This window comes from Corynebacterium sp. MSK310, assembly GCF_030227355.1.
GTDB lineage: Bacteria > Actinomycetota > Actinomycetes > Mycobacteriales > Mycobacteriaceae > Corynebacterium > Corynebacterium rhinophilum.
Genome location: NZ_JASPFZ010000004.1, coordinates 120,237 through 146,365, shown reverse-complemented (window position 1 = coordinate 146,365; position 26,129 = coordinate 120,237). Strand labels below are relative to the sequence as shown.

The following is a 26,129-nucleotide window of genomic DNA, read 5'->3' as shown; positions in this document are numbered from 1 at the left end:
GATAGTGCATCATTCCCTACGGTTGTTCCAACACTACCGCAGACGCTTCTATTTCTCCAAGTGCTCTTCCAGCCACTCTTTTAAGACCACCGCGTGGTTAATCTTGCGGTCGGCGGCGCCAAAGAGCAGCGTCAGGTCCCCCTCTTTTGCCAAGGAGAGCAACTGGGTGAGCTCTTCGGATTCGCGATCATCGAGCTCGGCGCGGTAGCGGCGCGAAAACTCCTCGAAGGAATCCGCGTCATGGCTCCACCACTTGCGCAGCTCGGGGCTGGGGGCCACGTCCTTGAACCACTCGTCATAGTCCAGGTCCGCCTTGGCGATGCCCCGCGGCCACAGGCGGTCTACCAAAACGCCCGTCCCGGAAATGGAGTCTTCACCCTTGACAGCATCGTGAACCTTTACCGTTTTAAGCATTAATCCCCTTCACGCGGCGGCCGAGCTCGCGGGTGATTTCGCGGTTCTGGTCGCGCCGCTTGATGTCTTCGCGCTTGTCATAATCCTGCTTACCTTGCGCGAGCGCCAGCGACAACTTCGCGTACCCATTTTTGAGGTACACCTTGAGCGGCACCAGGGTTTTATTGCCATTGCGCACCTGCCCGTAAAGCTTGTCGATCTCCCGGCGGTGCAGCAAGAGCTTGCGGGTGCGCCGCGGGCTGTGGTTGGTCCAGGACCCCATCGAATACTCCGGAATGTGTAAATTCCGCAGGTACACCTCGCCATTATCAATGGTGGCGAAGGCATCATTGAGCGAGATTTTGCCCTCCCGGAGGGATTTGATCTCCGTGCCGAGCAGGACGATGCCACACTCGAATTCTTCGAGGATCTTATAGTCGTGCCGGGCCCGGCGGTTGGTCGCAAGCGTAGCGTCCCCGGAAGCCGCCTTCTTATTCTTCTTGCCCTTTTTAGCCATAATTGCCTCAGTGTACTGCTCGTTTACCACACCCGGCAAACGGCTTAGCGGCGGACATAAGAACGCAGGGTAATCTGCGCGGTGGCAGCGGTAACCGCCAAAGCGAGCAGCCCCACCAGCGGCAGTGCAATCCACAGATCGCTGGACTTCATCGGTGCCAGCAACTGCGATTCATACAGGCCCTGTAGCGCAGGATCGATCACTTGGGATTTCGCCACGAGCAGCCCAGCGCCGCCAAGAACCACACCGATAAGGGAGGCGAGCACGGCTTCTACCACGAATGGCGCCTGCGTCATCCAGCGCGAGGCGCCCACCATGCGCATGATTTCGGTCTCACGGGTGCGGTGGAAGGCGGCGATTTGCACCATATTGGCCACCAAGAAGATAGCTGCAATGGACATCACGATGGCCACGATGAAGGTGGCGGCGCGGATGGAATCGAGGTTGCTTGCCGCTTCACGCACCTCCTCTTGCTGATCCACGACCTCTTCTACCGCCGGGTTATCCCGCACGGCATCGATGGCGGAGGCTTCCTCCGGGTCAACGAGGCGCACGTGCAACGCTGCGGGAAGCGCATCCGGCGAGGTTTGTTCCACCATCACCGGGTCGGTGTCCTGGAATAGCTCGCGGAAGCGCTCGTAGGAGGCCTCCCGGTTGCGAAATTCCACGGACTCTACAGAACTATCGGATTCCAGCTGTTCCTTTAAATCCGCGCAGGCAGGAGTGGTGCAGTTTGGATCCGTGGCGGAAATATCCTCGTTGAGCTGCACCATAACCTCCACTCGGTCCAAGTAGATTTCCTTCGTATCCTTGGTGAGGTTGGTGACCATAATGCCGGCAACCACGGCGCCGACAGAAATGGCCGTGGTAATGATCATCGCGATGGTCATCGTCAGGTTGCGACCCAAGCCCTTGCTGGCCTCGCGGAAGATGAATCCTAGCTTCATGCCTGCTCCTCCTGCGCCGAATAGGCGGCGTTGTGTTCATCGCGAACGAGCGTGCCATCGCGCAATTCCAGCACGCGCCTCTTCGCCTTATCCACGGCGCGGGAATTGTGCGTAGACATCACGACGGTGGTGCCACGTTTGTTGATGCGCAGCAGCAAGTCCATGATCCCGTCGGCGGTGGCGGGATCGAGGTTGCCCGTGGGTTCATCGGCAAGCAGCAGCTTCGGGCGATTAACCAAGGCGCGTGCGATGGCCACGCGCTGCTGCTCACCGCCGGAAAGCTCGTGTGGCATCGCGTGATGACGGTTTTCTAGGCCCACCATCTCCAGTACCTGCGGCACCGCGGTGGAGATGCGGTGCTTGCTCTTGCCGATGACCTCCAGGGCAAACGCCACATTCTGGTACACGTTCAGCTTGGGCAGCAGCCGAAAATCCTGGAATACGTAACCAATGGATTGGCGCAGGGCGTTGATATCCTTGCCGCTTAGCTCGTTGACGTGAAAATCGCCGAAGTAAATATCGCCTGAGGTCACATTGCTATAGCGCACCATGAGCTCTAGAAAGGTGGACTTTCCGGACCCTGAAGGGCCGATGAGGAAGGCAAACTCACCGTCCGCAATCTCAAAAGACACCCCATCGAGCGCGGGGCGGGACTGGGCGGAATACACCTTAGTCACGTTATTGAAAGTAATCACCCCGCCACTGTAGCAACCAAAGTTGACAGCAACCTGTGAACGCTATTTAGTAGTGTAGTCTAGAACACAAAATCTGGTGCGCAATGATGCCCGACCCGATCGACAGAAAGTGCCGATACTATGGCCGAGACTAAAACCAAAGAAAAACCGGAGAAAGCTAGCGGCTTTTTAGGCACCGTAGAAAAGATCGGCAATAAACTCCCCGATCCTTTCTGGCTCTTCGTCATCCTCGCGATAAACGTCGCCATTACCTCTTGGATTGGCCATCTGATTGGCATGAGCGCCGAGGATCCCAAATCCGGCGATACCATCGAGGTTGAATCCCTCCTGACCACCGAAAATATCTCGCGCATGGTCACGGATGCGGTGGAAAATTTCACGAGCTTCCCACCATTGGGCGTCATCCTTGCCGTGATGCTGGGTGTGGCCGTCGCCGAGCAGTCTGGGCTCTTGTCCGCGCTCGTGCGCGCCATGGTGACCAAGGTCAGCCCAAAGTTCCTTACCTTCATCGTCGCGCTGGCCGGCGTGACTGGTTCCGTGGCTTCGGATGCCATTTATGTCATCCTCATCCCGCTGGGCGCGATGGCCTTCCACTCGGTGGGCCGCTCCCCCATCGTGGGTGCCATGGTGGCCTTTGCAGCGTCCTCGGCAGGCTTCAACGCCTCGCTGATCCTCAACATCACTGACCTCCTGCTGGCCGGTATTTCCACTCCTGCCGCACAGTTTGTGGATGAGGCTTATGAAGTCAGCCCGCTGGCCAATATCTTCTTTGTCATCCCATCCGCCATCGTGCTGTCCCTTATCATCACCGCCGTTACGGAATGGTTCATGGTGAAAAAGGCCCGCGATCTGGTCAACCACGACAAGATTAATTACGAGGAAGTCTCCTTCTCCCAGGCCGCCGGTGCCGATAACGACGCAGACGAGGACGGCGAGGAAAGCGACGTTGATTTCGAGGAAGAAGAAGAGCTGCGGGTAAAGCCGGAGGAGCAAAAGGGCTTGGCCGCCTCTGGTATCGCGTTACTTATCTTCCTCGCGGGATTCTTCGCCCTGCTCTTCATCCCGGGCTCCCCGCTCGCTAGCCAAGAAGATAGCTTCATGGAATCGCCGCTGATTAGCGCGATTGCGGTTCCCATTGCCCTGGCCTTTTTGGTCTGCGGCATCGTCTACGGCATCTACGCCGGCACGCTAAAGTCCGCCTCGGACGTGCCAGATTTCATGGCTAAAGGCATTAAGACCTTGGTTCCCATGCTGGTGCTCTTTTTCGCCGTCGCCCAGTTCTTGGCGTGGTTCCAGTGGTCCAACCTCGGTGTCTGGACCGCGATTAAGGGCTCTGAGCTGCTGCAGGCTTGGTCGCTGCCGCCCATCTTGATGTTCGCCGCGCTCGTGGCCATGGTGGCAGTTCTCAACCTGTTCATTACCTCAGGTTCCGCGCAGTGGGCACTGATGGCGCCGGTGATCGTCCCGATGATGATGTACGTGGGCATCTCCCCGGAGGTTTCCCAGATGCTCTTCCGTATCGGTGACTCGCCGACAAATATCATCACCCCGATGTCGCCGTACTTCGCCTTGGCACTGACCTTCCTGCAGCGCTACTACAAGCCGGCGGGCGTTGGCACGCTGATGTCACTGGCGCTGCCGTATTCCATCGCCATGATTGTTGGCTGGTTCATCTTCTTTATCGTGTGGTACCTGCTGGGTATCCCGCTCGGGCCGGGCGCCCCGATGCACTACCCGGCTTAAGCCTGCAGAGCGCGGTTGAGTTTAATCCTCGCCGCGCTCTTGTTGTATCCGCCACCGGATGCCGGCTTCCAAGAAACCATCGATGTCCCCATCGAGCACCTTGGAGGGATCGCCCATTTCAAAATTGGTGCGCAGGTCTTTGACCATTTGGTACGGGTGCAAAACATAAGAGCGCATCTGGTTGCCCCAGGAGGCATTGCCGCCGGCGCCGAGCGCATCGAGCTCCGCCCGCTCCTCCTGGCGCTTGCGTTCCAGAAGCTTTGCCTGCAAAACCCGCATGGCAGAAGCCTTGTTTTGGATCTGCGACTTCTCGTTCTGGCAGGTGACCACGATGCCGGTGGGGATATGGGTCAGGCGCACCGCGGAATCGGTGGTATTGACTGACTGTCCACCGGGGCCAGAGGAACGGTACACATCCACGCGCACCTCGTTATCTGGCACGTCGATGTGGTCCGTTTGCTCCACCACGGGAAGGACCTCAACCTCTGCAAAGGAGGTTTGGCGCCGGCCCTGGTTATCAAAGGGCGAAAGGCGCACGAGGCGGTGCGCGCCCTGTTCCACGGAAAGTTGGCCGTACATGTATTCCCCATGCACTACAAAGGTGGCGGATTTAATGCCCGCTTCTTCGGCATAGGAAATATCGTAAATATCCACCTTATGGTCGTGCTTTCCAGCCCAGCGGGTGTACATGCGCATGAGCATCTCCGCCCAATCGGCAGCGTCTACCCCGCCGGCTCCGGAGCGAATATTGATCACGGCCTCGCGCGGGTCATATTCCCCGGAGAGCATGGTGGTTACCTCGAGGGATTCGATGGCGCTTTCCAGCTCAGCGAGGTCTTCATCGGCAACGGAGACGGTGCCTTCTTCCTCCGCGAGCTCGTACATCACCGGCATATCATCTAAGCGCCCGCGCAAAGACTCCAGTTTGCGGACCTTTGCTAGCGCGCTTGATAGCTCAGAGGTGACCTTCTGTGCGTGCTCGGGGTCATCCCACAGCGAGGGATCCCCAGCTTGGGCTTCTAATTCCCGAATGCGCGCAGCCAAGGCTTCCGGATCCATGACCTTTTCAATAGTGGTCAGGGTGGTGTCCAATTGCTTGAGCCGTGTGATTACTTCGGGACGCATAGGGCCCAATCTTACCCACCTACCCCACAGAATTAGCCATTGGTGGGATTTAGGGTGACAATGGTGTGCATGGATCAAAAGCCAAGCTTGCAGGAGATGATCGATGCGGTCATCAAAACGTTTATTGTCGCGCATGCAGACGATGGGGATGCCCATTTGGCGCAGGCGCTTGTGTATAACGCCGGACGCTTGGCTTGGCGCTTGCGCGAGATGGGCGTCTCGGTTGAGCAGAAAACCTCTATTTCTGATGTGGTCACGGATGCTGACCGCGCCGCCGAGCGCTTCGTCGCCGGCGTGCTAGAGGCCGTGCGCCCCGAGGACGGCTTGGTGGGGGAAGAAGGCACCGCCCGCGAGTCCCAGTCCGGGCGCAATTGGGTCATCGATCCGGTCGATGGCACCTATAATTTCACCTCCGGCTCCGATTATTGGTGCTCAGCGCTCGCGCTTACCGATGCCTCCGGGGTCGCCCTCGGCGCCGTCCACCGCCCCGCCATGGGCTATACCTGGTTTGGCGGGCGCGACTACCCCACCTCGCTGGATGGCAAGGACGTCGCCAAGCTGGCAGATAAGCCCGCGGAGGAGATCTCGCTCTCGTCCTACCTGCACCCCACGTCGCTCGCGGATCCAGAAATTCGTGCTGCATGGCAGCGGGTAACCGAAAACTTTGCTACAGTCCGTATGCTTGGTGCCGGTTCGGTGGACTTGGCCTCCGTGGCAGAAGGTACGTGGGGCGCTTGGATGCAGCACTCGGTAGCAGATTGGGATTGGTTCCCCGGCAAGGCTCTCATTGAGGCCGCCGGTGGTGCGGCCTGCAAGGTAGAAGCCGGTGGCGTCGAGTGGTGCTTGGCCGGAAATAAACAAGTAGTTCAACAAATGGAGGAATGGCTCCGTGGGTAAGTTCAAAGAAGACTTAGGTCTCGCGCTCGAGTTAGCCGGTCACGCCGATGTGGTCACGATGCACCGTTTCGAGGCCACCGACCTTTCCGTCAAGGAAAAGCCGGATCTGACCCCGGTTTCGGATGCGGATCTCAACTGCGAGAAGCACATCCGCGATTCGCTGAAGCGCTCCCGCCCGCGCGATGAGGTTTTAGGCGAAGAATTCGGCGGCCAGGCCTGCTACGAAGGCCGCCAGTGGGTCATCGATCCCATTGATGGCACGAAGAACTTCGTGCGCGGCGTGCCGGTATGGGCCACGCTTATTTCCCTGCTCGAGGACGGCGAGCCGGTCGTCTCCGTGGTCTCCGCGCCTGCCCTGCGCCGGCGCTGGTATGCGGCGAAGGGCGCCGGTGCCTACCGTGTCTTTGGCGGCGAGCCAAAGCGCCTGCACGTCTCCCAGATCGAAAAACTTGGGGATGCTTCCCTAGCCATGAGCTCGTTGACCGGCTGGTCCGAGCGAGGGTTGCGTGATAAATTCCTCAACCTCACGGATAAGACGTGGCGCCTGCGCGGCTACGGCGATTTCTGGTCCTACTGCCTCGTGGCAGAAGGCGCCGTCGATATCGCCACCGAGCCGGAGGTCTCCCTCTGGGATCTCGCCGCCCCTTCCCTGCTGGTGACCGAGGCCGGCGGCACGTTTACGGATCTTTCCGGCAATCCTGGGCCGCACGGCGGATCGGCCATTGCCTCCAATGGCCGTCTGCACAAGGCCGCTTTGCAGATGCTGCAGGATTAAGGGCGGGCCGAAAGCTTCAATAGGACCGGTTCACGGCGCCCGCCCTCGGCGCCGGAGCAGCCGTCACTGTGCGAGCAGCTTCCGCAACCGCCCGTGGGGCACGAGGACAGCGATTCGCGCACGAGCTGCGCGCTGTGCTCCAAGTGGGAGAGGATGACTTCCACCGTCCCCTGCCCTAATCCCGTCGCGCGGGCGATGTCCGCGGGCGTGGAGTAACCGCCGCGGATCGCTTCTTTTACCTTGTCTGTAGGGCTCATAGGAATAACCTCAGCACTTGGAAGACGCCGACGGCCAAGACCCAAGCCGTGACGAGCTGCAGGGCAAAGCCAATGAGCGTCCACTTCCAGCCAATTTCGCGCCGCTGCGCGGCCACCGTGGCCACACACGGGGTATAGGCCAAGAGGAAGACCATATACGCCCATACCGCGGCTAGCCCGTGCCCACCGGAGGCGGCGTCGAAGTCGCTGCGGATGTGATCGGCCAGCGAAGACTCGGCTTGTTCCTCAGGATCCGCATCCGTGACGTCATCGACGGCGTAGGTCTGCGCCCAGGTGGAAATCAATGTTTCCTTCGCCACGAAGCCCGTTACCAGCGGTCCGGTGAGCGACCACGAATCGAAGCCAGCCGGCGCAAACGCCGGGGAAATTGCCTTGGATACCGCGCCATACGCCGAGTCCTCCGGCGGGACGGCTTCCTCGTCAAAGGAGTGGCCACCGGTAACTGGGATGGACATGAGCAGCCAAATGACCACCACCGTGGCCACGATGATGCCACCTGCGGTATGCAGAAATCCTTTCAGGCGCACCCACATGACCGAGAGCGTTAGCTTGAACGTGGGCAGCTGATACGAAGGCAGATCAATAACGAGCGCCTCGGACGGCATGGCGCGCCAGACCGTTTTGCGCAGCGCCAAGCCCACGGCCACCACCAGGGCGATGGACAAGACGTACATGCCAAAGACGGCCGATCCGGCGTGCTCTGGGAAAAAGACCTGCGCCAGCATCATAAAGACGATAAGCCGCGCCGAGCACGAGGTGAAGGGGATAAGCAGGCAGGTAAGGATGCGGTGGCGGACATCGCCAAGCACGCGCGTGGCCGAAATCGCCGGCACGTTGCAGCCATAGCCCACCACGATGGGGATAAAGGCCTTGCCAGGTAGGCCAATCGAGCGCATGACCCTATCGGTGACAACCGCGGCGCGCGCCATGTAGCCGGAATCCTCCAGCACCGCTAAGCACAGAAACATCAGCGCCAGCAGCGGGGCGAAGGTCAGCACCATGCCGACGCCGCCAATGAGGCCATCAACAAGCAAGCCCGAAATCAGCCAGTGATCCAGACCAATGGCTTCGAGCCCGGCGCGGGCCGCGTCCGAGACCGGACCGGTGACAAGGTCTTCGAGGCCATCTTGCATGGGCCCTGCCACCGTGGTGGTGATGAAAAAGACCGCCCACATCACCGCGAGGAAGAACAGCGGGCCCACCACCGGGTGGAGCACCACGCGGTCGACGCGCTGGGTGAGGGTCTCTCCTACCTCTACGCGGTGGACCGCGGCTTTTTCGGCGGCATCGAGATCCGCAAAGCGCTGGTCCAGGCCGGAATCCTGGCGGATGATGGTTGGCTCGGCGCGCATGGCCTGTGCCACGGTGCTTTCCAACCCATCGAGGTTGCGCCGGCGGCGGCCATTGACGCTGACGACTGGCATGCCGGTAGCGCGGGAGAGCGCTTCAGTATCGATGCTAATCCCCTGTTGCTCGGCCATATCCTCCTTGGTCACGCCGATGACCACGCGGTATGGCTCAGCGGCGATTTGCAGCGCCAAGTTAAGCCCGCGGGCCGGGGCCGTTGCGTCCACGAGGACCACGACGACATCGGGGCGCTCGTCTGCGGGGCAGTCAATGAGCATCTGCTTGGTAAAGGCCTCATCCGGGCTCATGGGCTCAAGCGAATAGGCGCCGGGTAGGTCGATGATGTCAAAGGCCTCTGGCTGCGCGTTCCAGAGCCCGCGGCTGACCTCGACGGAGGTGCCCGGCCAGTTGCCGGTCTGGACCTTCGCTCCGGTCAATGCGTTGAAGAGGGTGGATTTTCCGCAGTTGGGCGCGCCCACCAGTGCGAGCACCGGCGTGCCTTCCGCAGCTATCCGCATGGTGGAGGTGCTGTGGCAGCTTGCTGGGGCCGTGGAGTTATGTGCCATCGCTTATGCCTCCACCGGAATGACTTCGAGTTGGCGCAGCGTGTGCGAATCCACTGCATAGCGGGCCGTGCCTACGCTGACCACGCGCGCACCACCTGCGACGGTGCGGCCGATCTGCACCCGGGTACCAGGCCGAAAGCCCAGCTCGCGCAGCCGCACGGCCAGCGCCGGTTGGGTCTCGTTCGCGTTGTGCAGGCAATCAGCGGACAGTTCCACCACGGCATCGGTGGGTGCCTGATCCGCGCGCATGGGACCGGTTTCTGGTGGGGTGGAATGGGTTTGGTGCATGGGGAAACCTCGGTTCAAACTTAGCTATGGAAGTACTAGCCACAGCAGATATTGACTATCCCTAAGCGGGTAATAGGTAATTCTCACCTTAGTTTATGGCAATTACGCAGGCAAGGCTAACCTGCGCTTTCCCCCACTTTGGCGGGACGCATGCGCGTTATATACCCATAGAAATTGCGCATGAAAAAGCGCCCCGTTCGGCTCTCAAGGCTGAACGGGGCGCTGCCTTCTTCGCGCTTATGCTTCGGGCAAGGTAAAGCCTGCGCCAACGCCACCGCGGCGGTTCATATCCGCCAACACGGTGTCCATGTTGGTAGCGGCGGTGGGGTTGTGAACAGCACCTTGCAGCGGGGTGCGGCACGGGAAGTTCACCGGCAGGAAGCCGCCGGAGATGGAACCGACGAGGCGGTCACCGGCGAGCAACGGCGCGCCGGAATCGCCCATCATGGCACAGACCTGGTTGACATGGATGCTTTGTGCCTGCTGATAGGTCATACCGCAGGTCTTGCCGGTGGCAACACCCTGCTTGCACACGGTCTCACCCGGGTTTACGGTCCCGCCCATGGAGTTAACGGTAACCCCGTTGTAGGTGCGGGTGACCTCTGCGTTAGAGCCGAATTCGATAACCGAATAATCTAGCTCGTCGTTCTTGGACACGATGGTGCCCGTCGGGCCAATGTGATCGGAATCGGCCGAAATAATGGCATCGCCCTCATTGCCGCAGTGCCCCGCGGTCAGCCCCACCTTGCGGCCAGCATCGTCATGACCGGCAACGCTCAAGGTGCACATGGTGTCACCATTGATGTAGATGGGAGTTCCAGGGCCATAGAGGGACTTGCCTTGGTTCATGGCAACATCGGATTCCTCAGGAATGCGCGGGGCATCGAACAAGGACCCCGGCACGCGGTGCAGAACAAAATCTGCATCGGGCTTGCCTGCGGCTACCTTGGAAAATCCATCATTTTTCCACTGGTAGTTGGGATTATTACCCAGTGGCTTTTGCTCTACCTGGGTAGCTTGTTCCAGCAGCCCGAAGGGATTCGGGGTCGTGGCCGGCTCCGCATACTGAGCCCCCTGCTGGACCTTATTCGCCACCGTATCGTGCGCGTTCTGCACCGCGGAATCTACGGTATCGGTGACCTGCTTATCCACCTCTGGGGTCTCAATGCCAAAGTCCGCGAGACCTTCGCGCACGTGGTTGATTAACCCTGCCGAGTCAATATCCGGTTGGGGCAATTCTTGGGCGCCTGCTGCCGGGGAGCCCAAGAAAAACGCACCAGCGAAAGCCGAGCCCACCAGGACTTTCTTTAGGTGCGGAATGCGAAGCATCAAAGTACCTTCTTTCAGTTGTCAAGATCGTGCTAGCTAAATCCTGACATGAATCTCGTGTGAAAGCAGCTCAGTCCTGTGACTGTTTCCAAGCCGTTACCGTTCTTTCAGGTTTCGGGGGTGATCACACTATTAATCCGTACCCAAAAACTTTTCGATGCCCTATTCTTCACCCCATGAGGTCCCCACAGATTAGCGCTGAGACTTAAGATGCCAGAGCCGCTTTCTTATTCCGATACCGCCGGATTTCCGCAGCTGCACATGAGCAGGGTCATCGACGCCGATTTCGATACCGCAGCCCACCGGCTCTTTCGCTGGGGCATCCAGCGCAGCGGCCTATTCCGCGTGAGCCCCACCCACCCAGTCGTACAAGAAGGCGCCGAGGTCACCATGGGCCTTGGCCCGTTTGATTTCCGCTGCCGCGTGGTCGAGACCTTCGCCGACGATGGCCGCTGCGGCTTTACCTACGGCACCTTGCCCGGACACCTCGAGCGCGGCGAGGAAACCTTTACCCTAGAGCGCCTGCGCGATGGGCGGACGCTGCTGCTTATCGATGCCACCTCCGAGCCCTTCCTGCCCTTCTTGCGCCCGCTTGTCGATATCCCCCGCCACCTCCTCATCCGCCGGTTCTACCTGCACGCGCTGGACTAGCACGACAGCACAAAAGGCCGCTGCCCCTCCCCCTACCGGAAAAGCAGCGGCCTACGCGTAGTTAACTACTTATGCTTCTCATCGAGGTTATCGCGAGCCTCGCGCACAACGTCTTTCACGCGGTCAAAGAAACCGCCCTTCTTGCCGGATCCGTCCTGGTATTCCTGTGCTTTGTCTTCCACGAAGTCCTTAGCGCGGTTGATGGCTTCTTCAACGACATTGCCGGCCTCGGTGACCTTGTCCTTCAAGTCATCGAAGTCATCGCGTTCATCATCTGCCACATCCTCTTGCGGCTGCTCTGGTGCGGTGCCGATGTGTTCTTCCTCGGCCTCGCCCACCACATGCTGTGAGGGCTCATAGTCCGCGTTGTCCTCATCCAGCTGTTCCTGCAGGTCCGGTTGCTCGGACGCGGCGGCGACGTGTTCTTCCTCAGCACCAGTAACGACGTGGTTCTTCGGCTCGTAATCACTCTGGGTCACGGAATCGTTCTGCTCATCCGCGTTCGCCGCTGCAGCGGCACCGGCAGCAGCTGCGGCTCCCGCGACACCGGCTCCCGCTGCAGCAACCTTGCCGGATTCAATCTTGTTGCCCTCGGCATCAGTCGATGCCAGGTAAGTAAACTTCTCGCGGTCCACGTCTACTTCGTGCCCAAGGGCGCGTGCAGTTTCTTTAGCCATTGCTTTGTACTCCTTAACTAGATCTATTCTTTCCTATCCTAGCGTTCCAGAAAGTTAAGGTGCATGCACGGGGAACCGGTATTGGAAAACCGGAAGGCTCTTTTGCGCGATTTAAGTGCCCATCCCAGCAGATAGAGGTACGGCTGAGCGTCAGGCTGTCCAAAACAACCGCGTTTCGCCAAAAATCGGGCCGAAAAATGGACAAACGCGGTTGTTTTATACGCTTTCCGCTCTTTACCGCAACGATCTCGCCAAAATTAGCGTGCAATAGGCACGCGTGCACTAGACACGCGTGTACTCTGCATGTATTCTGCTGGCATGGACACTCCAAGCAAACAAGTCGCCGACGCACTGGGACTCCTTTCCCAGCGCAGCCTCCGCCGACGCATGTACGCCCACCTCACCCAGGGGCTCGGTGAAGAAATCAATGAATCTACGTATTTGGTACTCAGCGGCCTAGACCGCTGTGGTCCCTCCACCCCAAAAGAGCTCGCCACCGTTATCGGCTTAGACCGCTCGGTGGTATCCCGCCACGCCTCGGCCTTAGAAAAAGCCGGGCTCATCGCGCGCGCTACCGATCCCCGCGACGCGCGGTGGATACAACTGTCGCTAACCCCACTGGGCCAAGACAACGTCGCCGTAATGCGCTCACGCCTGACCCAAAAATTGGAAGAATTCCTCGCCCGCTGGCCGGAGCCCGCGCAAGAACAATTCGCGGAAATGCTCACCGCCCTCACCCACGACGGACCATTCGCCCCTTAACCCACACACCTCCATCACTATCTCCATCATGACCACACCTCACCACGCCATGTGCGCACGCGCACACACTCCGAAGGGAACCCCTCATGCAGGAAGAAGAAAAACTCGACCCCCAGACTAGGCGGGTCGTCATCGCCCTAGTCTTCGGCTCAATTTTGCCGCTGCTAGATATCAGCATCGTCAACGTCGCCATTCATTCCATTGGCGAGGCTTTCAACGCACCGATAGTTCTCGCCCAATGGGTCATTACCGGCTACGGGTTGGCCTCTACTATGGTCATTCCACTCAGCGGCTGGGCAACGCGCCGCTTCGGCGCCAAAAATCTCTGGATTACCGCGCTGGCAGTCTTCACCGTCGCTTCAATCCTGTGCGCGGTCTCTACGCATATAGACATGCTCATCGCCTTTCGCATCCTGCAGGGATTCGCGGCAGGCTTCTCGGTGGCGGTGATGCAGACGCTCATCGTCACCAATGCCGGGAAGGACCAGGCCACACGCGCCATCACCGCAATCGGCCTACCGGCGGTCATTGCGCCTGCGATTGCCCCGCTACTGGGCGGGCTGCTTGTCGATGCCATCGGCTGGCGCGCCATCTTCCTCATCAACGTTCCCATCGGCATCACCGCGATTGCCCTTGCCGTGCACTATCTAGAACGAACCCCAGCAGACCCTACAGCCCAGCTTGACCGCACGGGATACCTCTTGCTCGCCCCCGGTTTGCTCACGGCGGTCTATGGCTTTACCACCATCGGGCACATGAGCTCCTGGGCAAGCGGAATTCTCCTCATCGCCAGCGCGGGGCTGATTGGATATTTTGTGCTACATGCGCTCCGGGCGCCTTCGCCGCTTATCGATGTCCGCTTATTTACCCACGCTTCCTTTTCCTCAGCGTGGGCAACACTGGCCATTGCAAGCACCGTGTTTTATGGCGGACTGTTTCTCATTCCGTTGCACTACCAGAGCAACTACGCCTACACCGCACTGCATGCGGGACTTCTGCTGGCCCTACAAAGCGTGGGCGCCTATTTCAGCCGCTCGGCATCGAAAAAATTCATCGCCCGATGGGGTACGCGGAAGACTGTCTACGTGTGCATTGTCGCCACTATTATCGGAACGCTACCTTTCGCTTTTCCCACCGGCCAGGCGGCAGGCTGGCTCATCCTTCAAGGCTGCGGGCTATTCGTGCGCGGCGGCGGCATCGGAGCCCTTACGGTGCTCACGATGTCCGCGACCTACCACGGCTTAACCAAAGATGAAGTCGTCCATGCCAGCGCTGCAGGCCGCATAGCGACCCAACTTGGCAGCGCACTCGGTGTGTCAGTCTGCACGGTGCTGATGACCCTTACCCACGGGGTCGGCTGGACGACCTTCGCCTACTTCACCGTGTTCACCACACTTATGGCTGTAACGGCCACCCGGCTCCCGCGTGGAACCGTAGTCCGGAAATAAATGGTGAAGCTCGAGGCGTTTGTCCCACCGAGGCTCCTCTTTAGGAATTCGGTTCTGCCTCCAGGACGAAAAGGTGTTTACCCCAGCCAACAGCCGTGGCAGAAGAAATTAGAGCGCCGCTATCAGCGACAACAGCGCTGACATCTTCTTGTGTCGGCACCTTCGTGCCGAACATGGAAAGCCTCACCAAGTCCTCTTCATAGGAATGCTCATCGCCCCCGGTTTCCTCCAGAACCTCGGAAAGGATATAAGCCCGATGGAACGCATCTCCGTGAGCGGCGCGGTCTAATTGGGCAGTCACCTCTGCGTTGCCAAAGACACTCCAGGGATCAATGAAGACTACATCAGTTGCCCACGCATAGTCCGCATCAGTGGGATTAAAGCCAGTTCCATCGCCACTCGTTTCGCACCGTTCACGAGAAGCTCCTGCGATTTCCCGTAGCACTGCTTCCGAGGAAGCATCGGTGATAACCCTGCTCTGAGCATGCTCACATCGCCGGAGAATTTCATCTGCATATACTGCACTGCCCTGCCCAACGATAAGGACGCGAGCCCTTTCATCGAGATAATGCTGCAGTTCCTTTGCCGCGGAAGGAGCAGTCCACCCAGCGCTCACATTCTTTTGCTCAAAGCGTTCGGCTGCCAGTTGCGGGTCCTGGCCAAGATATTCTGACCACGGCAATCCCCTCTCGCCTTGCGGAGCCGCCTCACCGGTACGAAGGCTGTGTTCAAGGCGCATCAGTGCCATCGCCTCAAGATGCGCAGGCCCGCTTAGCCAACGCACCACCTTTGAATCCGGGTCCGCCAGTTCCAGTCCCATTGCGGTCAAGGTGAAGGTGGACTCGCTGACTTCGACGAGTTCAAGAGCAGCTAGGTAGCGGATAAACCTCCGCAACGCCTCCTCGTGAAGTTCTGTCGCAGCAGCAAGGGCAGGAACTGTTTTGGCACCCGCATCGATCTCTTGAAAGAGCCCTAAACGTACGGCAGTGCGAAGCGCAAAGGCTGAATTCAACTCACCCAAATCATGGATATTGTGCAAAACACTATTACTACTGTTCGTCGCACTTTCTTTGCCGTCTTTCCGGCTAGTACGCCGCCAGTAGCCTGTAATTTCCTGATGCTCAGGGGCAATTCCGGAAGCTTTGAACAAACGCCGCAGTGTTTTCAGCCGGGACGCCTCCCCCGCCGCCCATACGTATGCTTCACCACTAGGCAATCGTGAATCAGCAGTCTCTTCAAAAAGCGCACTAGTCTTTGCTATGAAGTCGTCGCCCTGGTCACGTATCGCCCAGTGGACGTGAACTGAATCTGGAATGTCTAAGTCTTGAATATCAGCGCTCGTCGGAACCTCTATCACCGCAACCACATCATGCCCTGTCGGAAGTGATTCCAGGCAGCGGCCGATGGCTGGGAGCGCGGTCTCGTCTCCCGCCAAGAAAAGCCAATCGGTATGCGTGGGTAACTGCGCACACGACTTTGGACCTGCCACAAAAATAGCGTCACCGATCCGGACATTCTGTGACCAGTTTTCAGCCAAGCCCACGCCATGGCGAGCGAAATCAATTGCTAACCGCCCGTTAACAGCGTCAAAGTAGCGAACCGTGTATGTGCGGAAGAGATTTTTAACAGTTTCTGGCCACAGGAGGTTGCCATCGTTTTGGGCGATTGGGTGCGGCCGCTCTCCAGTTTCCGGATCTGGGAAGATGAGCCGAACGTCGTCATCAAAACCATGGCTTAACAATGAAGGAACGGAAATGCCATCGCGTTCATGCTCCTGGAGCTGTTCCCCGCTGAACGTAATTCGCCGCATGGATGGCGATATATCTTCGATATCTTCCACGTATAATTCCCGGTAAGAAATTGGATAAATTTCCCTGCTCCGGCTGTTCCTTGGCATTTTGAGACCATTCCCCTCTCGGTTTTGATGGCTTTTAATTCACTTTGTTCGATGGCCTAAATTTTCTTATTAAGTTGTTACTAACGCTTTGAACACCTTTCCCAACACCAAGCATTTCCAGCTCACCTAGAGACCTTTTAACGCGGCCATCGTGCTGCGCCGATGGGTGAATATGCGGAAAGCCTGACGTCGGTTTTCGTTGCCGGAAAGGCAAGAACGGACGCACCACTGCCTTGGATACAGTCTTTTAGAGAGAACGCCTTCCGATAAATCGAAAGGCGTTGACGACTACCTGCTGCAACGATCTGAGCCCCATCTAGCAGGCGTCGGAGTTGAGCAAACCTTGACTACTTTCCAACCTTTTCCAGCGTCGGCATCGTCTTGTCCAGGACCCAAGCTCGGCTCAGGCTCGTTGGGGTGTTGAGTCCAGCGACGACCGCCTCATCACCAGCGAGAGTCGCACCGGATTTTACCTGCGGCAAATCTTTGTATCCCGGAGTATTTTCAACTTCTTCGATTGAGCCGGTGCGGTTATAAATGACCATAAAATCAGCGGCCAGGTAAGATACGTTTTCCGGAGAAAGCGTGACGCGGCCTTTATCAACTGGGACCGATCCGTCAGTCAGCTTATCCGGAAACTTCATACCCAGGTCGTAGATGAAGGATGCACCCGGATCCTCAGGGTCTGCAACGGCACCAAAGGATCCCTGGGCGAATTGAGAAACAATGCCGGTTTTACCAGAGAGGTTTGGCAGTTTTTCCTTCACATCAGCGAAACGCTTCTGATCCTCATCAATGGCTTTCTTCGCTTCGGACTCCTTATTGAATATCTTGCCCAAAGCTTCTAGCTGTGCCTCCCAGCCAATCCCCTCCCCTTTATTGGAGATGCCGCCGAGGGTCGGTGCGATGGCTGACAATTCTTTGTAATTATCTTCAGATATTGTCCAATAGTCACCAACGATGAAGTCAGGTTCGATTGCCGCAATTTGTTCTTGTGGCAGAGTTTTGAAATCTGCCTGATCGATCACCTTGACACCATCGAGCTTCCCCTCGCGCCAGGGTGAGTTCTTATCTTTTGCATTCTGCACGACGGCTGCTGGTTTAATTCCAAGTTCCAGCAGGTTATCAACAGCCGGCCCCACGGCAACCACATTTTGTGGATTGGCCGGATACGTATCCGTACCCCGTGCATGCTCAATGGTCACGTCTTCTGCAACTTTGGAAGTTGCCGCTTCATCGGTTGAATCGTTCGACGAGCATCCTGACAAAACCAATCCGGCACAGATTGCGGCTGCGATAGTTGACCGCGCTCTCCTCTTTACTGACATCCTTTTTCCTTAAAGTCGGTTTCCTGAAGTTGTCCTCAACGTCTTCCACTGGATTTCCCAAAGACCCACAGGCAACTTTTAGGTTAGGTTAGCTTTACCTACACCACATTGCAATAGTGCTCCGCTGCAAATCGGTACAAAATTCCATTAACCAGCCTTGTCTAGACGGAAAACCATCCCCGTAGAGATTGAACTTCTTTCCCATCTGCAATCCAAGGGCAAAAAGCTCTTCTATGACCACTTCTCCATTCCTAAAATGCCCAGCATTCAATATGTCAATAACATTAGGGTTGACTAACCTAACTTGCGGCACATATATTTGTGTCTCACCTAACACTTCGCAAGTTGTCAATGACGTTCAACTGCGAAAATTCAGTCGCTAGCTCAGCGTGGGACACAAATGGGAACAAGTGTTTTCTTTGAAGAAACGGGAGGACTTCAACAGCAAGCCAATCGCCTGAAACTATCGCCTCTTCGTTTTATGGACCTGACTCCTAGACAAGCCGGTCCGGTTCTAAACAACACAGGTCTCACCGCACAGAACAGGATTTTCCTACTGACCACTATGGATATTCATTCCAGTTTCAGCATTAACGGCACCCAACTACCTCGAAGCCGCACCTATTCGCGACGCGTTGCGGGACTCATACTGTGTTTGGTGCTGCTCGTCCTCGGAGTTTGTTTGAGTATCGCTGTCGGAGCTAGAAGTATTCCGCTAACCGATGTCATATCTACTCTCAGAGAAGTTCCTTCGCACCGTGCAACTGCTCTAAACTTTGAACAGCGCGTACTCTTCGAGCTCCGTGTGCCGAGGACCTTGATCGCAATCGTAGTGGGCGCTTCTCTCGGAGTAGCTGGCGCTTTAATTCAAGGCCACACCCGAAACCCGCTCGCCGATCCAGGCATTCTTGGGGTCAACGCTGGTGCCGCCTTAGCAGTAGTTTCCACTTTCGCAGTCTTTGGATCGATCAGTATGTTTGCAACAACTGTGGCTGCCTTCTTGGGCGCGGTAAGTGCAACCATCATTGTCTTCGGCCTGGGACGCATCAATGGAGGCAATGCTAGTCCGCTCACTCTTACACTTAGTGGCGCAGCCTTGTCTGCCGTGTTGAATTCGATCACTACAGGCCTCATTCTGGCAGAAGAAGCCAACCTGGACCGTATGCGTTTTTGGACCGTAGGTTCGGTAGCGGGTCGAGGTCTAGATGTCTTTTGGGGAGTACTTCCATTCGCAGTCTTGGGCATCGTCTTAGCCTTTGCTTCAGCCCCAGCTCTAAACTTACTTAACCTAGGAGACGATGTAGCTCAATGTCTCGGTGTTCGAACCGATCGGGCTCGCCTCTTCGGTATGGTCCTAATCTCTTTGCTTGCGGGGGCTGCGACCGCTATGGCAGGACCAGTTGGGTTCATTGGCTTGATAGTGCCGCATTTGGTTCGTGCCATCACAGGTCCTGACTATCGGTGGATTTTGCCGTATTCCGCCCTATTAGGTGCCACGTTGATGGTACTTGCTGATGTCATTGGCCGAATCATCGCACGTCCAGGCGAGTTACCGGTAGGAATCGTCGTCGCTTTTATCGGCGCCCCTTTATTCTTCGTGCTCGTCTTCCACCGGAAGGGGGTAGCGCTATGAGTAGTGACCGCCATTCCGTCCCCGGCCGCCCTGCCTTCCGCATTGGCACAAAACTATTAGAACTCTCAGTTGTTTGGCGCCCGTGGCAATTATCTACCACTTTCATTCTGGCTATACTGGCTCTACTTCTTGTGCCTTTTTCTATCATGCTGGGAGATTATCCGATCTCTTTCGGCCGAATACTGGAAGTTATTGTCAGCGGCCAAGGCACTCGACTGGAGAAACTAGTAGTCTTCGAATGGCGAATGCCGCGTGCTCTCACTGCGCTTACAGTAGGTTGTGCTCTTGGTCTCGCTGGAGCTTTAACACAATCGGTAACCAGAAATCCGCTCGCCAGTCCTGACATTTTAGGCATAACCGCCGGCGCCTCAGCAATGGCGGTTACGGTTATCGTCTTCGGCTCGGGTACCGGCATCATAGGCTGGTTGGCCGGCATCGGAGTCCCATTGGCCGCTTTTATCGGAGCAGTCAGTACAAGCGTCGTCGTGTGGATTCTTTCCTGGAAAGGAGACGCAAACCCATTCAGGCTCGTGCTCTCGGGCATAATCATTACCTCGCTGTTGTCTGGTTACATCAGCTTCGCCATGATTCGTGCCCAATTGCACGATGCCTCCGTCGCTCAATTTTGGCTGACTGGCTCACTAGAACGAGCAAATTGGACGACTACTTTTCCAGTAGCCATTGCAATAATAATGTCTGCGCCATTGCTCGGATGGGTTAGTTACCAACTACTGCCCACGGCGCTCGGCACAGACATGGCACAGGCACTCGGTTCTCGTGTCAATGCGGTGCAATTCTCCGTACTTATACTCGCCGTAGCATTAACTGCCGTTGCGGTCTCCGCAGCAGGCCCCATTGGCTTTGTAGCCTTTGTCGCTCCCCAATTAGCACTTCGTATCTGCCGTACCGCAACACCACCGCTGCTAGCCTCCGCCTTTACTGGAGCGATTCTTTTACTCGGCGCAGACGTCGTCATTCATGCTCTGTTGGGGATCGAGCTTCCTGTTGGAATCGTTACTTCGATAATTGGGGGCCTGTTTTTACTCTATTTACTCGTCCAGCAAAATCGGAAGGTCCAATCAGTTTAATGTCTGACCCATTAATCACTTCGCGCACAGCAATTACGGCATCAAACCTCACTGTAGGATACGCGCGCAACACTCCGATCCTTGAAAATATTGATGTAGAGCTCCCCAAAGGCAAAGTTACTACGATTGTTGGTCCCAACGGGTGCGGAAAATCAACCCTCTTACGCAGCCTCGCAAGGCTGTTACCCATAGAAAGTGGCACCGTAATGTTAGGTGAGCGCGATATCACTGAGCTTCGCCGAAAGGATGTGGCCACAAAAATTAGTGTGCTGCCACAGGCTCCCATTGCGCCAGAGGGTTTACTTGTATCCGATCTTGTCGCTCGCGGGCGCCATCCACATCAATCATGGCTGCGCCAATGGTCAGCATCGGATGAGCAGGAGGTTTATTCCGCGCTCACACAAACCGGCTCCCTGCAATTTGCTGAACGCTCCATTAATGAGCTTTCCGGTGGCCAACGCCAACGAGTGTGGATTTCCATGGTTCTAGCTCAAGACACAGAGATTATGTTCCTCGACGAGCCCACAACATACTTAGATTTGGCGACGTCCATCGAAATTCTCGAGCTCATTCGTTCGCTGCGAACTAAGCTGGGGCGCAGCATCGTTATGGTTTTGCATGACCTCAACTTGGCTATTCGATATAGCGACCATTTGATTGCAATGAACCAAGGTAAGATTCTTATAACTGGGACCCCAAGGAGATCATTTCTCCTCAATTACTTCTCACCGCATTCAACTTAAACGCCTTAGTTATTGAAGATCCGGTTACAGGAGGCCCACTCGTTGTCCCCTCTGGCGCTAATATCTAGCTACGCCGCACCCCCATGCACGCCTACAATTCGCGGCGGGCTTAGATCGAAAATATAAAAAGACCTTCACCCGTGCTTTCCACTGGTGAAGGTCTAAAAATTGGAGACAAAAGCTGAGTTGGAAACCACTGCCTCCAATTAAAGGAGCTTCGAATACTTATACGTGAGCCAAAAGAGTGTTAGCAATGTACTCGGAGCCTGCATCCGACGGATGAATACTCATGTTGTAGTTCGGCGTCGTGGTATCAATCAAGCCGGCGACCCAACGCTCGGCATCTGGAGCACACGTATCATGGCCGCGAGCGCCATCAATCATGTCAACGTAGGTTGCCCCAATTGAATTAGCTGCCTCAATTTGGTTATCACGGTTCCAATTTTCGACATCCCGCAGGATTGGGACGTAAATACCGCCCGGGCGGTTCGGGATCACATTGACCGCGCAGAGCGTTGCGTGTTCACGATCCACGGTAGGTAGTGCGCCCGATACAACGATCTTTGCTCCCGGTGCTGCGCGGTGAATCTTATCGCCAGCTTCCCGCAGACGGTTCACATAGTTATCGTGGACGTTTTTCGGGACATCCGGAGACCTCTTCAACACATCGAAGTTATACGGACCGTAGTCATTCATTCCTACAGCGATGACGACGGTGGAGTCATTGCGGATGTCGCCATTGGCAATAGCCCGGTCCAAGCGTTGATTCATGGTATTGGACGTCTGAGCGGTGCAGGACCAATCAGCCAGTGGTCGATTCGTCTTTGCGGCTAGCTTCCGCGGCCAGTTATTAGGCGCCTGAAGGCACCCCTCGCGCTGGGGGTAATTATCGGTTGCGCCAGGAACCCCGCGGAAGGTATTTCGGACTTGGTCAGGGTTGGCGGAGTAGGAGTCTCCGAGCGTAACGAGATTACCGGTCGGTGCGGCTGACGCGACACCGGAAAGACCTGTAGCGAGCATGACTGCTCCGCAAGCTGCAGCAATGTATTTGCTCACAAGGCGCATATTTGCGTTCCCTTTCAATCAAAAAATGAGTTACTTTTCTAGCCGTCCGATAGATAACTGCTCGTATTAAGAGTGTCATTGGCATCGATATACACAATTTATAAATAGCACCCATCGGCGAACATGTTTACGGCTATAACTATAGCGAACCCGCCCAGTGGATGCATACTTTCATACTTTTATCTCAATCCATTAGTATTTTCACTCGCGCTTCTCACGAAACTCCAGAATAAATAATTTATTTTCAATATAAGTGCGATCTATCACTACTGGAGACTGCAACATTACAATTTGGGAGTTTCTGGTAGGAAGTTACCGCACTTTTACTCTCATTTTAATTCCCAAATCCAGTCGCGAGATCCAAATCATATGCATCGGTCCCACATGTACCTGTAGCCCGCCAAAACGGCTGATGTAGTTTCGGTAGCTTCTGAGGAATCTGCAGACCCGCCCTCGGTCCACCAGCCTTCTTTGGCAACGGTTTCCCAACCGAATACTCACACTTCATAGGAATCAGAAAAGGACCCATGAAATGACAAAAGGTGCCCAGCCGATGACACAACACAAAACAACACGTTTTCTCGTTTAACCCTGTCGTCTAGGCCGCATTCAGCTCCACAAGGCATAAATAAAAGCCCTGACCAGAACTTAATCTGGTCAGGGCCTGGAAGTTGGTAGCGGGGGCAGGATTCGAACCTACGACCTCTGGGTTATGAGCCCAGCGAGCTACCGAGCTGCTCCACCCCGCGTCGAGATGACTTCCATCATCTGCGCTTGAACAGTTCATTAATACTTAATGTATTCGCTCTGTCCCGGCGACTTCTGTAACTATACAGACAGGAAGGCACCTACCCAAATCCCCTGGGTAGGTGCCTTATTTCCTGAGTTTCGAGTGTAAGAAGTTGGAGGTTTTAGCCTTCGGACTTCTGGTAGGACTCGACGGCCTTATCCAACTCATCTAGGGCGCGGCCGTACTCTTCAAAGGAGCCATTGCGGGCATCCTCCAGGCCCTTCAGGGCCTTGTTGATGTCCTCGATAGCGCCTGCTTCATCGGAGGAACGAGGGGCCGAAGCCGGAGCGGATTCCTCAGTAGATTCCTTCTTCTCGTCCTTCTTGTCCGCAGAAGAGCTGTCCTTATCGGCATCGTCGTCGCCGGAGTCGCCCTCGATCTCTTCGATGTCCTGGGCGGACTTGGCGTCGATTCCCACCTGCTCAAGGGCATCACCGATAGTCGGTGCGTAGCCCACGCGGCCCTTGTAGGACACGAGCACACGCAGCAGCTTCGGGAAGGCGGATGCCTGATCCTTGCGCTGCGAGTAAATCGGCTCGAGGTAGAGGATCTCGCCGCCGCCGACCGGCAAGGCCAGCAGGTTACCGTTGTGCAGATCGTTGGTGCCTTCCCACAGGGTGCGGTCGCGGGCAACCTGGTCAGAAGACATCATGGCGTCCTGTGCCTGCTTCGGACCCTGGGTCTGCGTATTGGTTGGCAGCACGCGCACGGTGATATCGCCGTAGGTATCCGGATCGGAAGATACCGCCATGTGTGCGGACAGGAACTCACGGTTCAGACCACGGTACGAGGTGGTCAGCTGGAAGCTCGGGTCGCCGGTTTCCGGATCGGCAGCCATCACGTAGTACGGCGGCTGGTTCAGGTCACGGGATTCCTCTGCGGTCGGGTCATTCGGTACGGACCAGAAGGCGTCGTTATTGAAGAAGACGTTCGGGTCATCAACGTGGTAGCGGGCCAAGAGGTCGCGCTGCACCTTGAACATGTCCTCTGGGTAGCGGAAGTGCTCGCGCAGCTCATCGGAGATCTCGGATTCCGGCTTCACCACATCCGGGAAGACACCTTCCCAGGCCTTGAGAACGGGGTCTTCCTTGTCGAACTCGTAGAGGTCCACGCTGCCGTCATAGGCATCCACGGTCGCCTTCACGGAGTTGCGGATATAGCCCACCCGGTCATTGACCAAGCGCTGGGTTGTGCCATCGGGGTTGAGGGCGTCCTGGGTGGCATCGGAAAGCGAAGCGCGCTGCGAGTACGGCAGGGAGTCCAGGGTGGTGTAACCATCGACGATCCACTTCAGATGACCATCAATAACGGCCGGGTAGGTAGCGGAATCGGTGGTCAGCCATGGGGCAACCTTCTCCACGCGCTCGCGGGGGTCGCGGTCATAAAGCAGCTTGGATTCGCTGCCCACGCGGTCCGAAAGCAGGAAGTTCAGCTCGCGGTACTTGGCGGCATACATGGTGCGGTCAAAGAGATTGCCAATCTCAACGCCGCCCTCACCGTCATAGGTGTAGTTGGTGCTATCGGTGTCGTACTCCACTGGGTTCTCGCCGGTGGTACCGGTAATGGCGTAGTCCAAGTTATCTGCGGCACTAGCGATGACCGGGCCGTAGTAAATGCGTGGCTGGTCTACCTTGATGCCCAAGGACTTCTCGGCATCTTGGGTCTCGCCCTCACCCTCGGACTCGCCGGCCTGGGTCTGTAGGTCAGAGACGGTGAAGATGGGGTAACCACCGCGGGCGGAACCGGCATCGCGGGCAACCTCGTCGACGGTATTGGCCTGCGCGGCCACGAAACCATTGCCGTGGGTATACACAGTGTGGCGGTTGATCCAGTCGGACTGGTTTTCGCGCAGCTCATTCGGGTCCAACTCGCGCGCCGCAACGACGAAGTCGCGCATCTTGCCATCGATTTCGTAGCGATCCATGGACAGCGTTTCTGGGAAACCGTAGAAGTTCTTCAGCTGCTGCATCTGGGTAAACGTCGGCGACAAAATCTCTGGATCCAGCAGGCGCAGGTTATTGATGGTGGCGTTATCGGAGGCAACCTTGTCATCCGATACGTTATCGCCGCCCCAGTTTTCCTTGTAGGTCACGTGGTCATCTGTAAGCCCATAGGCATACCGCGTAGCCTCAATGTTGCGGGCGATGGACTCGTTTTCCTTGGCCTGGCGGTTTGGCTGCACCGAGAAGCGCTCCATCAGCAGCGGCCATGCCTGACCGATGATCAGGGAGGACGCGAGCATGAGCACGACGGCGAGGCCAGGGATGCGCAGGTCCTTGATGACGATGGCCATAAAGAGCGCAATAGCGACGAAGACGCCGATGATCATCAAAATGATCTTGGCGGGCAGGTAGGCGTGGATATCCGTGTAGGAACCACCGGTAAACAGGTCGTGCTCCGAATACAGCAGCCCGTAGCGCTCCAGCCAGTAGCCGGCGACCTGGGCCACCATCCACAGCCCGGCCGTAATGGCAAGCTGCAGGCGCGCCGCGCGGGAGATGGAACCGCGCACGCCCGCGGCCTTATTGCCAATGCGGATTCCGCCCAAGATGTAGTGGCCGAATAGGGCAATGAGGAAGGCGAGCACGAGCAGGATGGACAGGGTGTTAACCACCATCTGCAGCACGGGCAGGCTAAAGGCATAAAAGCCCAAGTCGTGGTGGAATTGGGGGTCCTGTACGCCAAAGTCCTGGCCGTTGAGGAATAGCATCACATCGCGCCAGTGGGATTGGCCAATAAAGCCTGCGATTATACCCACGATGGCCGGGATGACCTCGAAAAGCACGCCCATGGATTTCTCAATGGACTGGCGGTACTGATAGACCGGCGAATTCAGATCCCCCACATCCAGGGAATCGGGGCGTCCGCGCCAGGCAAAGAACCCGGCTGCCCACACCACTGCGGCTGCAACGAGTCCGAAGATGATAAAGAGGACTATGCGCGCAATAATCGCAGTGGTAAATACGCTGCGGTAATCAATGGAGCCAAACCACCTCCAATCCGTGTACATGCCCACGAGCATGGGGCCGAAGAATAAGAGGACGGCAATGATGGCCGCAATAATTGCCGCGACCTTAGGAGGCCGCTTCAATGGGGCGGCTGGTGTGGATGACCCTAGGGACAACGCCAGCTCCAATCAAATAGTGC

22 protein-coding genes, 1 tRNA gene and 1 pseudogene are annotated in these 26,129 nt (G+C 56.9%); 9 read left to right on the top strand and 15 right to left on the bottom strand.

Annotated features, from left to right (window positions below):
• Positions 1–48: 48 nt before the first annotated feature.
• Genes QP891_RS05320 through ftsE form a run of 4 tightly spaced genes read right to left on the bottom strand, consistent with a single transcriptional unit; the run spans position 49 to position 2,552 of the window.
• Complete coding sequence (locus tag QP891_RS05320; RefSeq protein ID WP_284769982.1) at positions 49–414, bottom strand: DUF488 domain-containing protein; 366 nt, start codon at positions 412–414, stop codon at positions 49–51.
• Complete coding sequence (smpB, locus tag QP891_RS05315) at positions 407–910, bottom strand: SsrA-binding protein SmpB (RefSeq protein WP_023016945.1); 504 nt, start codon at positions 908–910, stop codon at positions 407–409. The genes QP891_RS05320 and smpB overlap by 8 nt, the downstream gene beginning before the upstream one ends.
• Before the next feature lie 44 nt (positions 911–954).
• Positions 955–1,857, bottom strand: coding sequence for a permease-like cell division protein FtsX (ftsX, locus tag QP891_RS05310; RefSeq protein WP_284769983.1), 903 nt, complete (start codon positions 1,855–1,857; stop codon positions 955–957).
• Positions 1,854–2,552: a cell division ATP-binding protein FtsE gene (ftsE, locus tag QP891_RS05305; protein ID WP_023028469.1), complete on the bottom strand. Its 699-nt coding sequence runs from the start codon at positions 2,550–2,552 to the stop codon at positions 1,854–1,856. Before ftsE ends, ftsX begins: the two co-directional genes overlap by 4 nt.
• Before the next feature lie 120 nt (positions 2,553–2,672).
• Here ftsE and QP891_RS05300 point away from each other — a divergent pair, with 120 nt between their 5' ends.
• Positions 2,673–4,295, top strand: a complete 1,623-nt coding sequence (locus QP891_RS05300) for an AbgT family transporter (RefSeq protein WP_284769984.1) — start codon at positions 2,673–2,675, stop codon at positions 4,293–4,295.
• Positions 4,296–4,316: 21 nt separating this feature from the next.
• Here QP891_RS05300 and prfB read toward each other — a convergent pair whose 3' ends face one another.
• Complete coding sequence (prfB, locus tag QP891_RS05295) at positions 4,317–5,420, bottom strand: peptide chain release factor 2 (protein WP_284769985.1); 1,104 nt, start codon at positions 5,418–5,420, stop codon at positions 4,317–4,319.
• A 60-nt stretch (positions 5,421–5,480) separates the two neighbouring features.
• Between prfB and QP891_RS05290 the strand changes: the two genes are divergently transcribed.
• Together QP891_RS05290 and hisN are read left to right on the top strand one after the other, a co-directional pair.
• A complete protein-coding gene (locus QP891_RS05290) occupies positions 5,481–6,317 on the top strand; it encodes an inositol monophosphatase family protein (protein WP_284769986.1) in 837 nt (278 codons plus the stop codon).
• On the top strand, positions 6,310–7,092 hold the full coding sequence (hisN, locus tag QP891_RS05285; RefSeq protein WP_023025791.1) for a histidinol-phosphatase: 783 nt from the start codon (positions 6,310–6,312) through the stop codon (positions 7,090–7,092). The genes QP891_RS05290 and hisN overlap by 8 nt, the downstream gene beginning before the upstream one ends.
• On the opposite strand, the gene QP891_RS05280 is transcribed toward hisN, so the two are convergent.
• The 4 genes from QP891_RS05280 to QP891_RS05265 all read right to left on the bottom strand — a co-directional run bounded on the left by QP891_RS05280 (position 7,089) and on the right by QP891_RS05265 (position 10,900).
• Positions 7,089–7,349 carry a MarR family transcriptional regulator gene (locus QP891_RS05280; protein ID WP_284769987.1) on the bottom strand — a complete coding sequence of 87 codons (261 nt, stop codon included), beginning with the start codon at positions 7,347–7,349 and terminating at the stop codon, positions 7,089–7,091. The two genes, hisN and QP891_RS05280, sit on opposite strands and share 4 nt — an antisense overlap.
• Complete coding sequence (gene feoB / locus QP891_RS05275; protein ID WP_284769988.1) at positions 7,346–9,283, bottom strand: ferrous iron transport protein B; 1,938 nt, start codon at positions 9,281–9,283, stop codon at positions 7,346–7,348. Before feoB ends, QP891_RS05280 begins: the two co-directional genes overlap by 4 nt.
• A gap of 3 nt (positions 9,284–9,286) precedes the next feature.
• Positions 9,287–9,571, bottom strand: coding sequence for a FeoA family protein (locus QP891_RS05270; protein ID WP_284769989.1), 285 nt, complete (start codon positions 9,569–9,571; stop codon positions 9,287–9,289).
• A 237-nt stretch (positions 9,572–9,808) separates the two neighbouring features.
• Complete coding sequence (locus QP891_RS05265; protein WP_284769990.1) at positions 9,809–10,900, bottom strand: S1 family peptidase; 1,092 nt, start codon at positions 10,898–10,900, stop codon at positions 9,809–9,811.
• A 210-nt stretch (positions 10,901–11,110) separates the two neighbouring features.
• Between QP891_RS05265 and QP891_RS05260 the strand changes: the two genes are divergently transcribed.
• Positions 11,111–11,551: a DUF1990 family protein gene (locus QP891_RS05260; RefSeq protein WP_284769991.1), complete on the top strand. Its 441-nt coding sequence runs from the start codon at positions 11,111–11,113 to the stop codon at positions 11,549–11,551.
• Between the two features lie 65 nt (positions 11,552–11,616).
• Here the strand turns inward: QP891_RS05260 and QP891_RS05255 are convergent, their stop codons facing one another.
• Entirely contained in the window at positions 11,617–12,228 is a 612-nt protein-coding gene (locus QP891_RS05255) for a kinesin (RefSeq protein WP_284769992.1), read from the bottom strand.
• A 318-nt stretch (positions 12,229–12,546) separates the two neighbouring features.
• Between QP891_RS05255 and QP891_RS05250 the strand changes: the two genes are divergently transcribed.
• Together QP891_RS05250 and QP891_RS05245 are read left to right on the top strand one after the other, a co-directional pair.
• Positions 12,547–12,990, top strand: coding sequence for a MarR family winged helix-turn-helix transcriptional regulator (locus tag QP891_RS05250; RefSeq protein WP_284769993.1), 444 nt, complete (start codon positions 12,547–12,549; stop codon positions 12,988–12,990).
• An 86-nt stretch (positions 12,991–13,076) separates the two neighbouring features.
• Positions 13,077–14,438: a DHA2 family efflux MFS transporter permease subunit gene (locus tag QP891_RS05245; protein ID WP_284769994.1), complete on the top strand. Its 1,362-nt coding sequence runs from the start codon at positions 13,077–13,079 to the stop codon at positions 14,436–14,438.
• A gap of 40 nt (positions 14,439–14,478) precedes the next feature.
• Here QP891_RS05245 and QP891_RS05240 read toward each other — a convergent pair whose 3' ends face one another.
• Positions 14,479–16,278: a siderophore-interacting protein gene (locus tag QP891_RS05240; RefSeq protein ID WP_284769995.1), complete on the bottom strand. Its 1,800-nt coding sequence runs from the start codon at positions 16,276–16,278 to the stop codon at positions 14,479–14,481.
• A 404-nt stretch (positions 16,279–16,682) separates the two neighbouring features.
• Positions 16,683–17,663 carry an ABC transporter substrate-binding protein gene (locus QP891_RS05235; RefSeq protein WP_284785011.1) on the bottom strand — a complete coding sequence of 327 codons (981 nt, stop codon included), beginning with the start codon at positions 17,661–17,663 and terminating at the stop codon, positions 16,683–16,685.
• Between the two features lie 400 nt (positions 17,664–18,063).
• Between QP891_RS05235 and QP891_RS05230 the strand changes: the two genes are divergently transcribed.
• The 3 genes and pseudogenes from QP891_RS05230 (at position 18,064) to QP891_RS05220 (ending at position 21,195) form a co-directional block, all read left to right on the top strand.
• Positions 18,064–19,296 carry a FecCD family ABC transporter permease gene (locus tag QP891_RS05230; protein ID WP_502869495.1) on the top strand — a complete coding sequence of 411 codons (1,233 nt, stop codon included), beginning with the start codon at positions 18,064–18,066 and terminating at the stop codon, positions 19,294–19,296.
• On the top strand, positions 19,293–20,384 hold the full coding sequence (locus QP891_RS05225) for a FecCD family ABC transporter permease (protein WP_284769997.1): 1,092 nt from the start codon (positions 19,293–19,295) through the stop codon (positions 20,382–20,384). Before QP891_RS05230 ends, QP891_RS05225 begins: the two co-directional genes overlap by 4 nt.
• Positions 20,384–21,195, top strand: a pseudogene (locus QP891_RS05220) (ABC transporter ATP-binding protein). The gene QP891_RS05225 and the pseudogene QP891_RS05220 overlap by 1 nt, the downstream one beginning before the upstream one ends.
• A 157-nt stretch (positions 21,196–21,352) precedes the next feature.
• Here QP891_RS05220 and QP891_RS05215 read toward each other — a convergent pair.
• The 3 genes from QP891_RS05215 to QP891_RS05205 all read right to left on the bottom strand — a co-directional run bounded on the left by QP891_RS05215 (position 21,353) and on the right by QP891_RS05205 (position 26,073).
• On the bottom strand, positions 21,353–22,183 hold the full coding sequence (locus tag QP891_RS05215) for a GDSL-type esterase/lipase family protein (RefSeq protein ID WP_284769998.1): 831 nt from the start codon (positions 22,181–22,183) through the stop codon (positions 21,353–21,355).
• A 681-nt stretch (positions 22,184–22,864) separates the two neighbouring features.
• A tRNA-Met gene (locus QP891_RS05210) sits at positions 22,865–22,941 on the bottom strand.
• Positions 22,942–23,103: 162 nt separating this feature from the next.
• Positions 23,104–26,073, bottom strand: coding sequence for a UPF0182 family protein (locus tag QP891_RS05205; protein ID WP_284781739.1), 2,970 nt, complete (start codon positions 26,071–26,073; stop codon positions 23,104–23,106).
• Positions 26,074–26,129 lie beyond the last annotated feature (56 nt).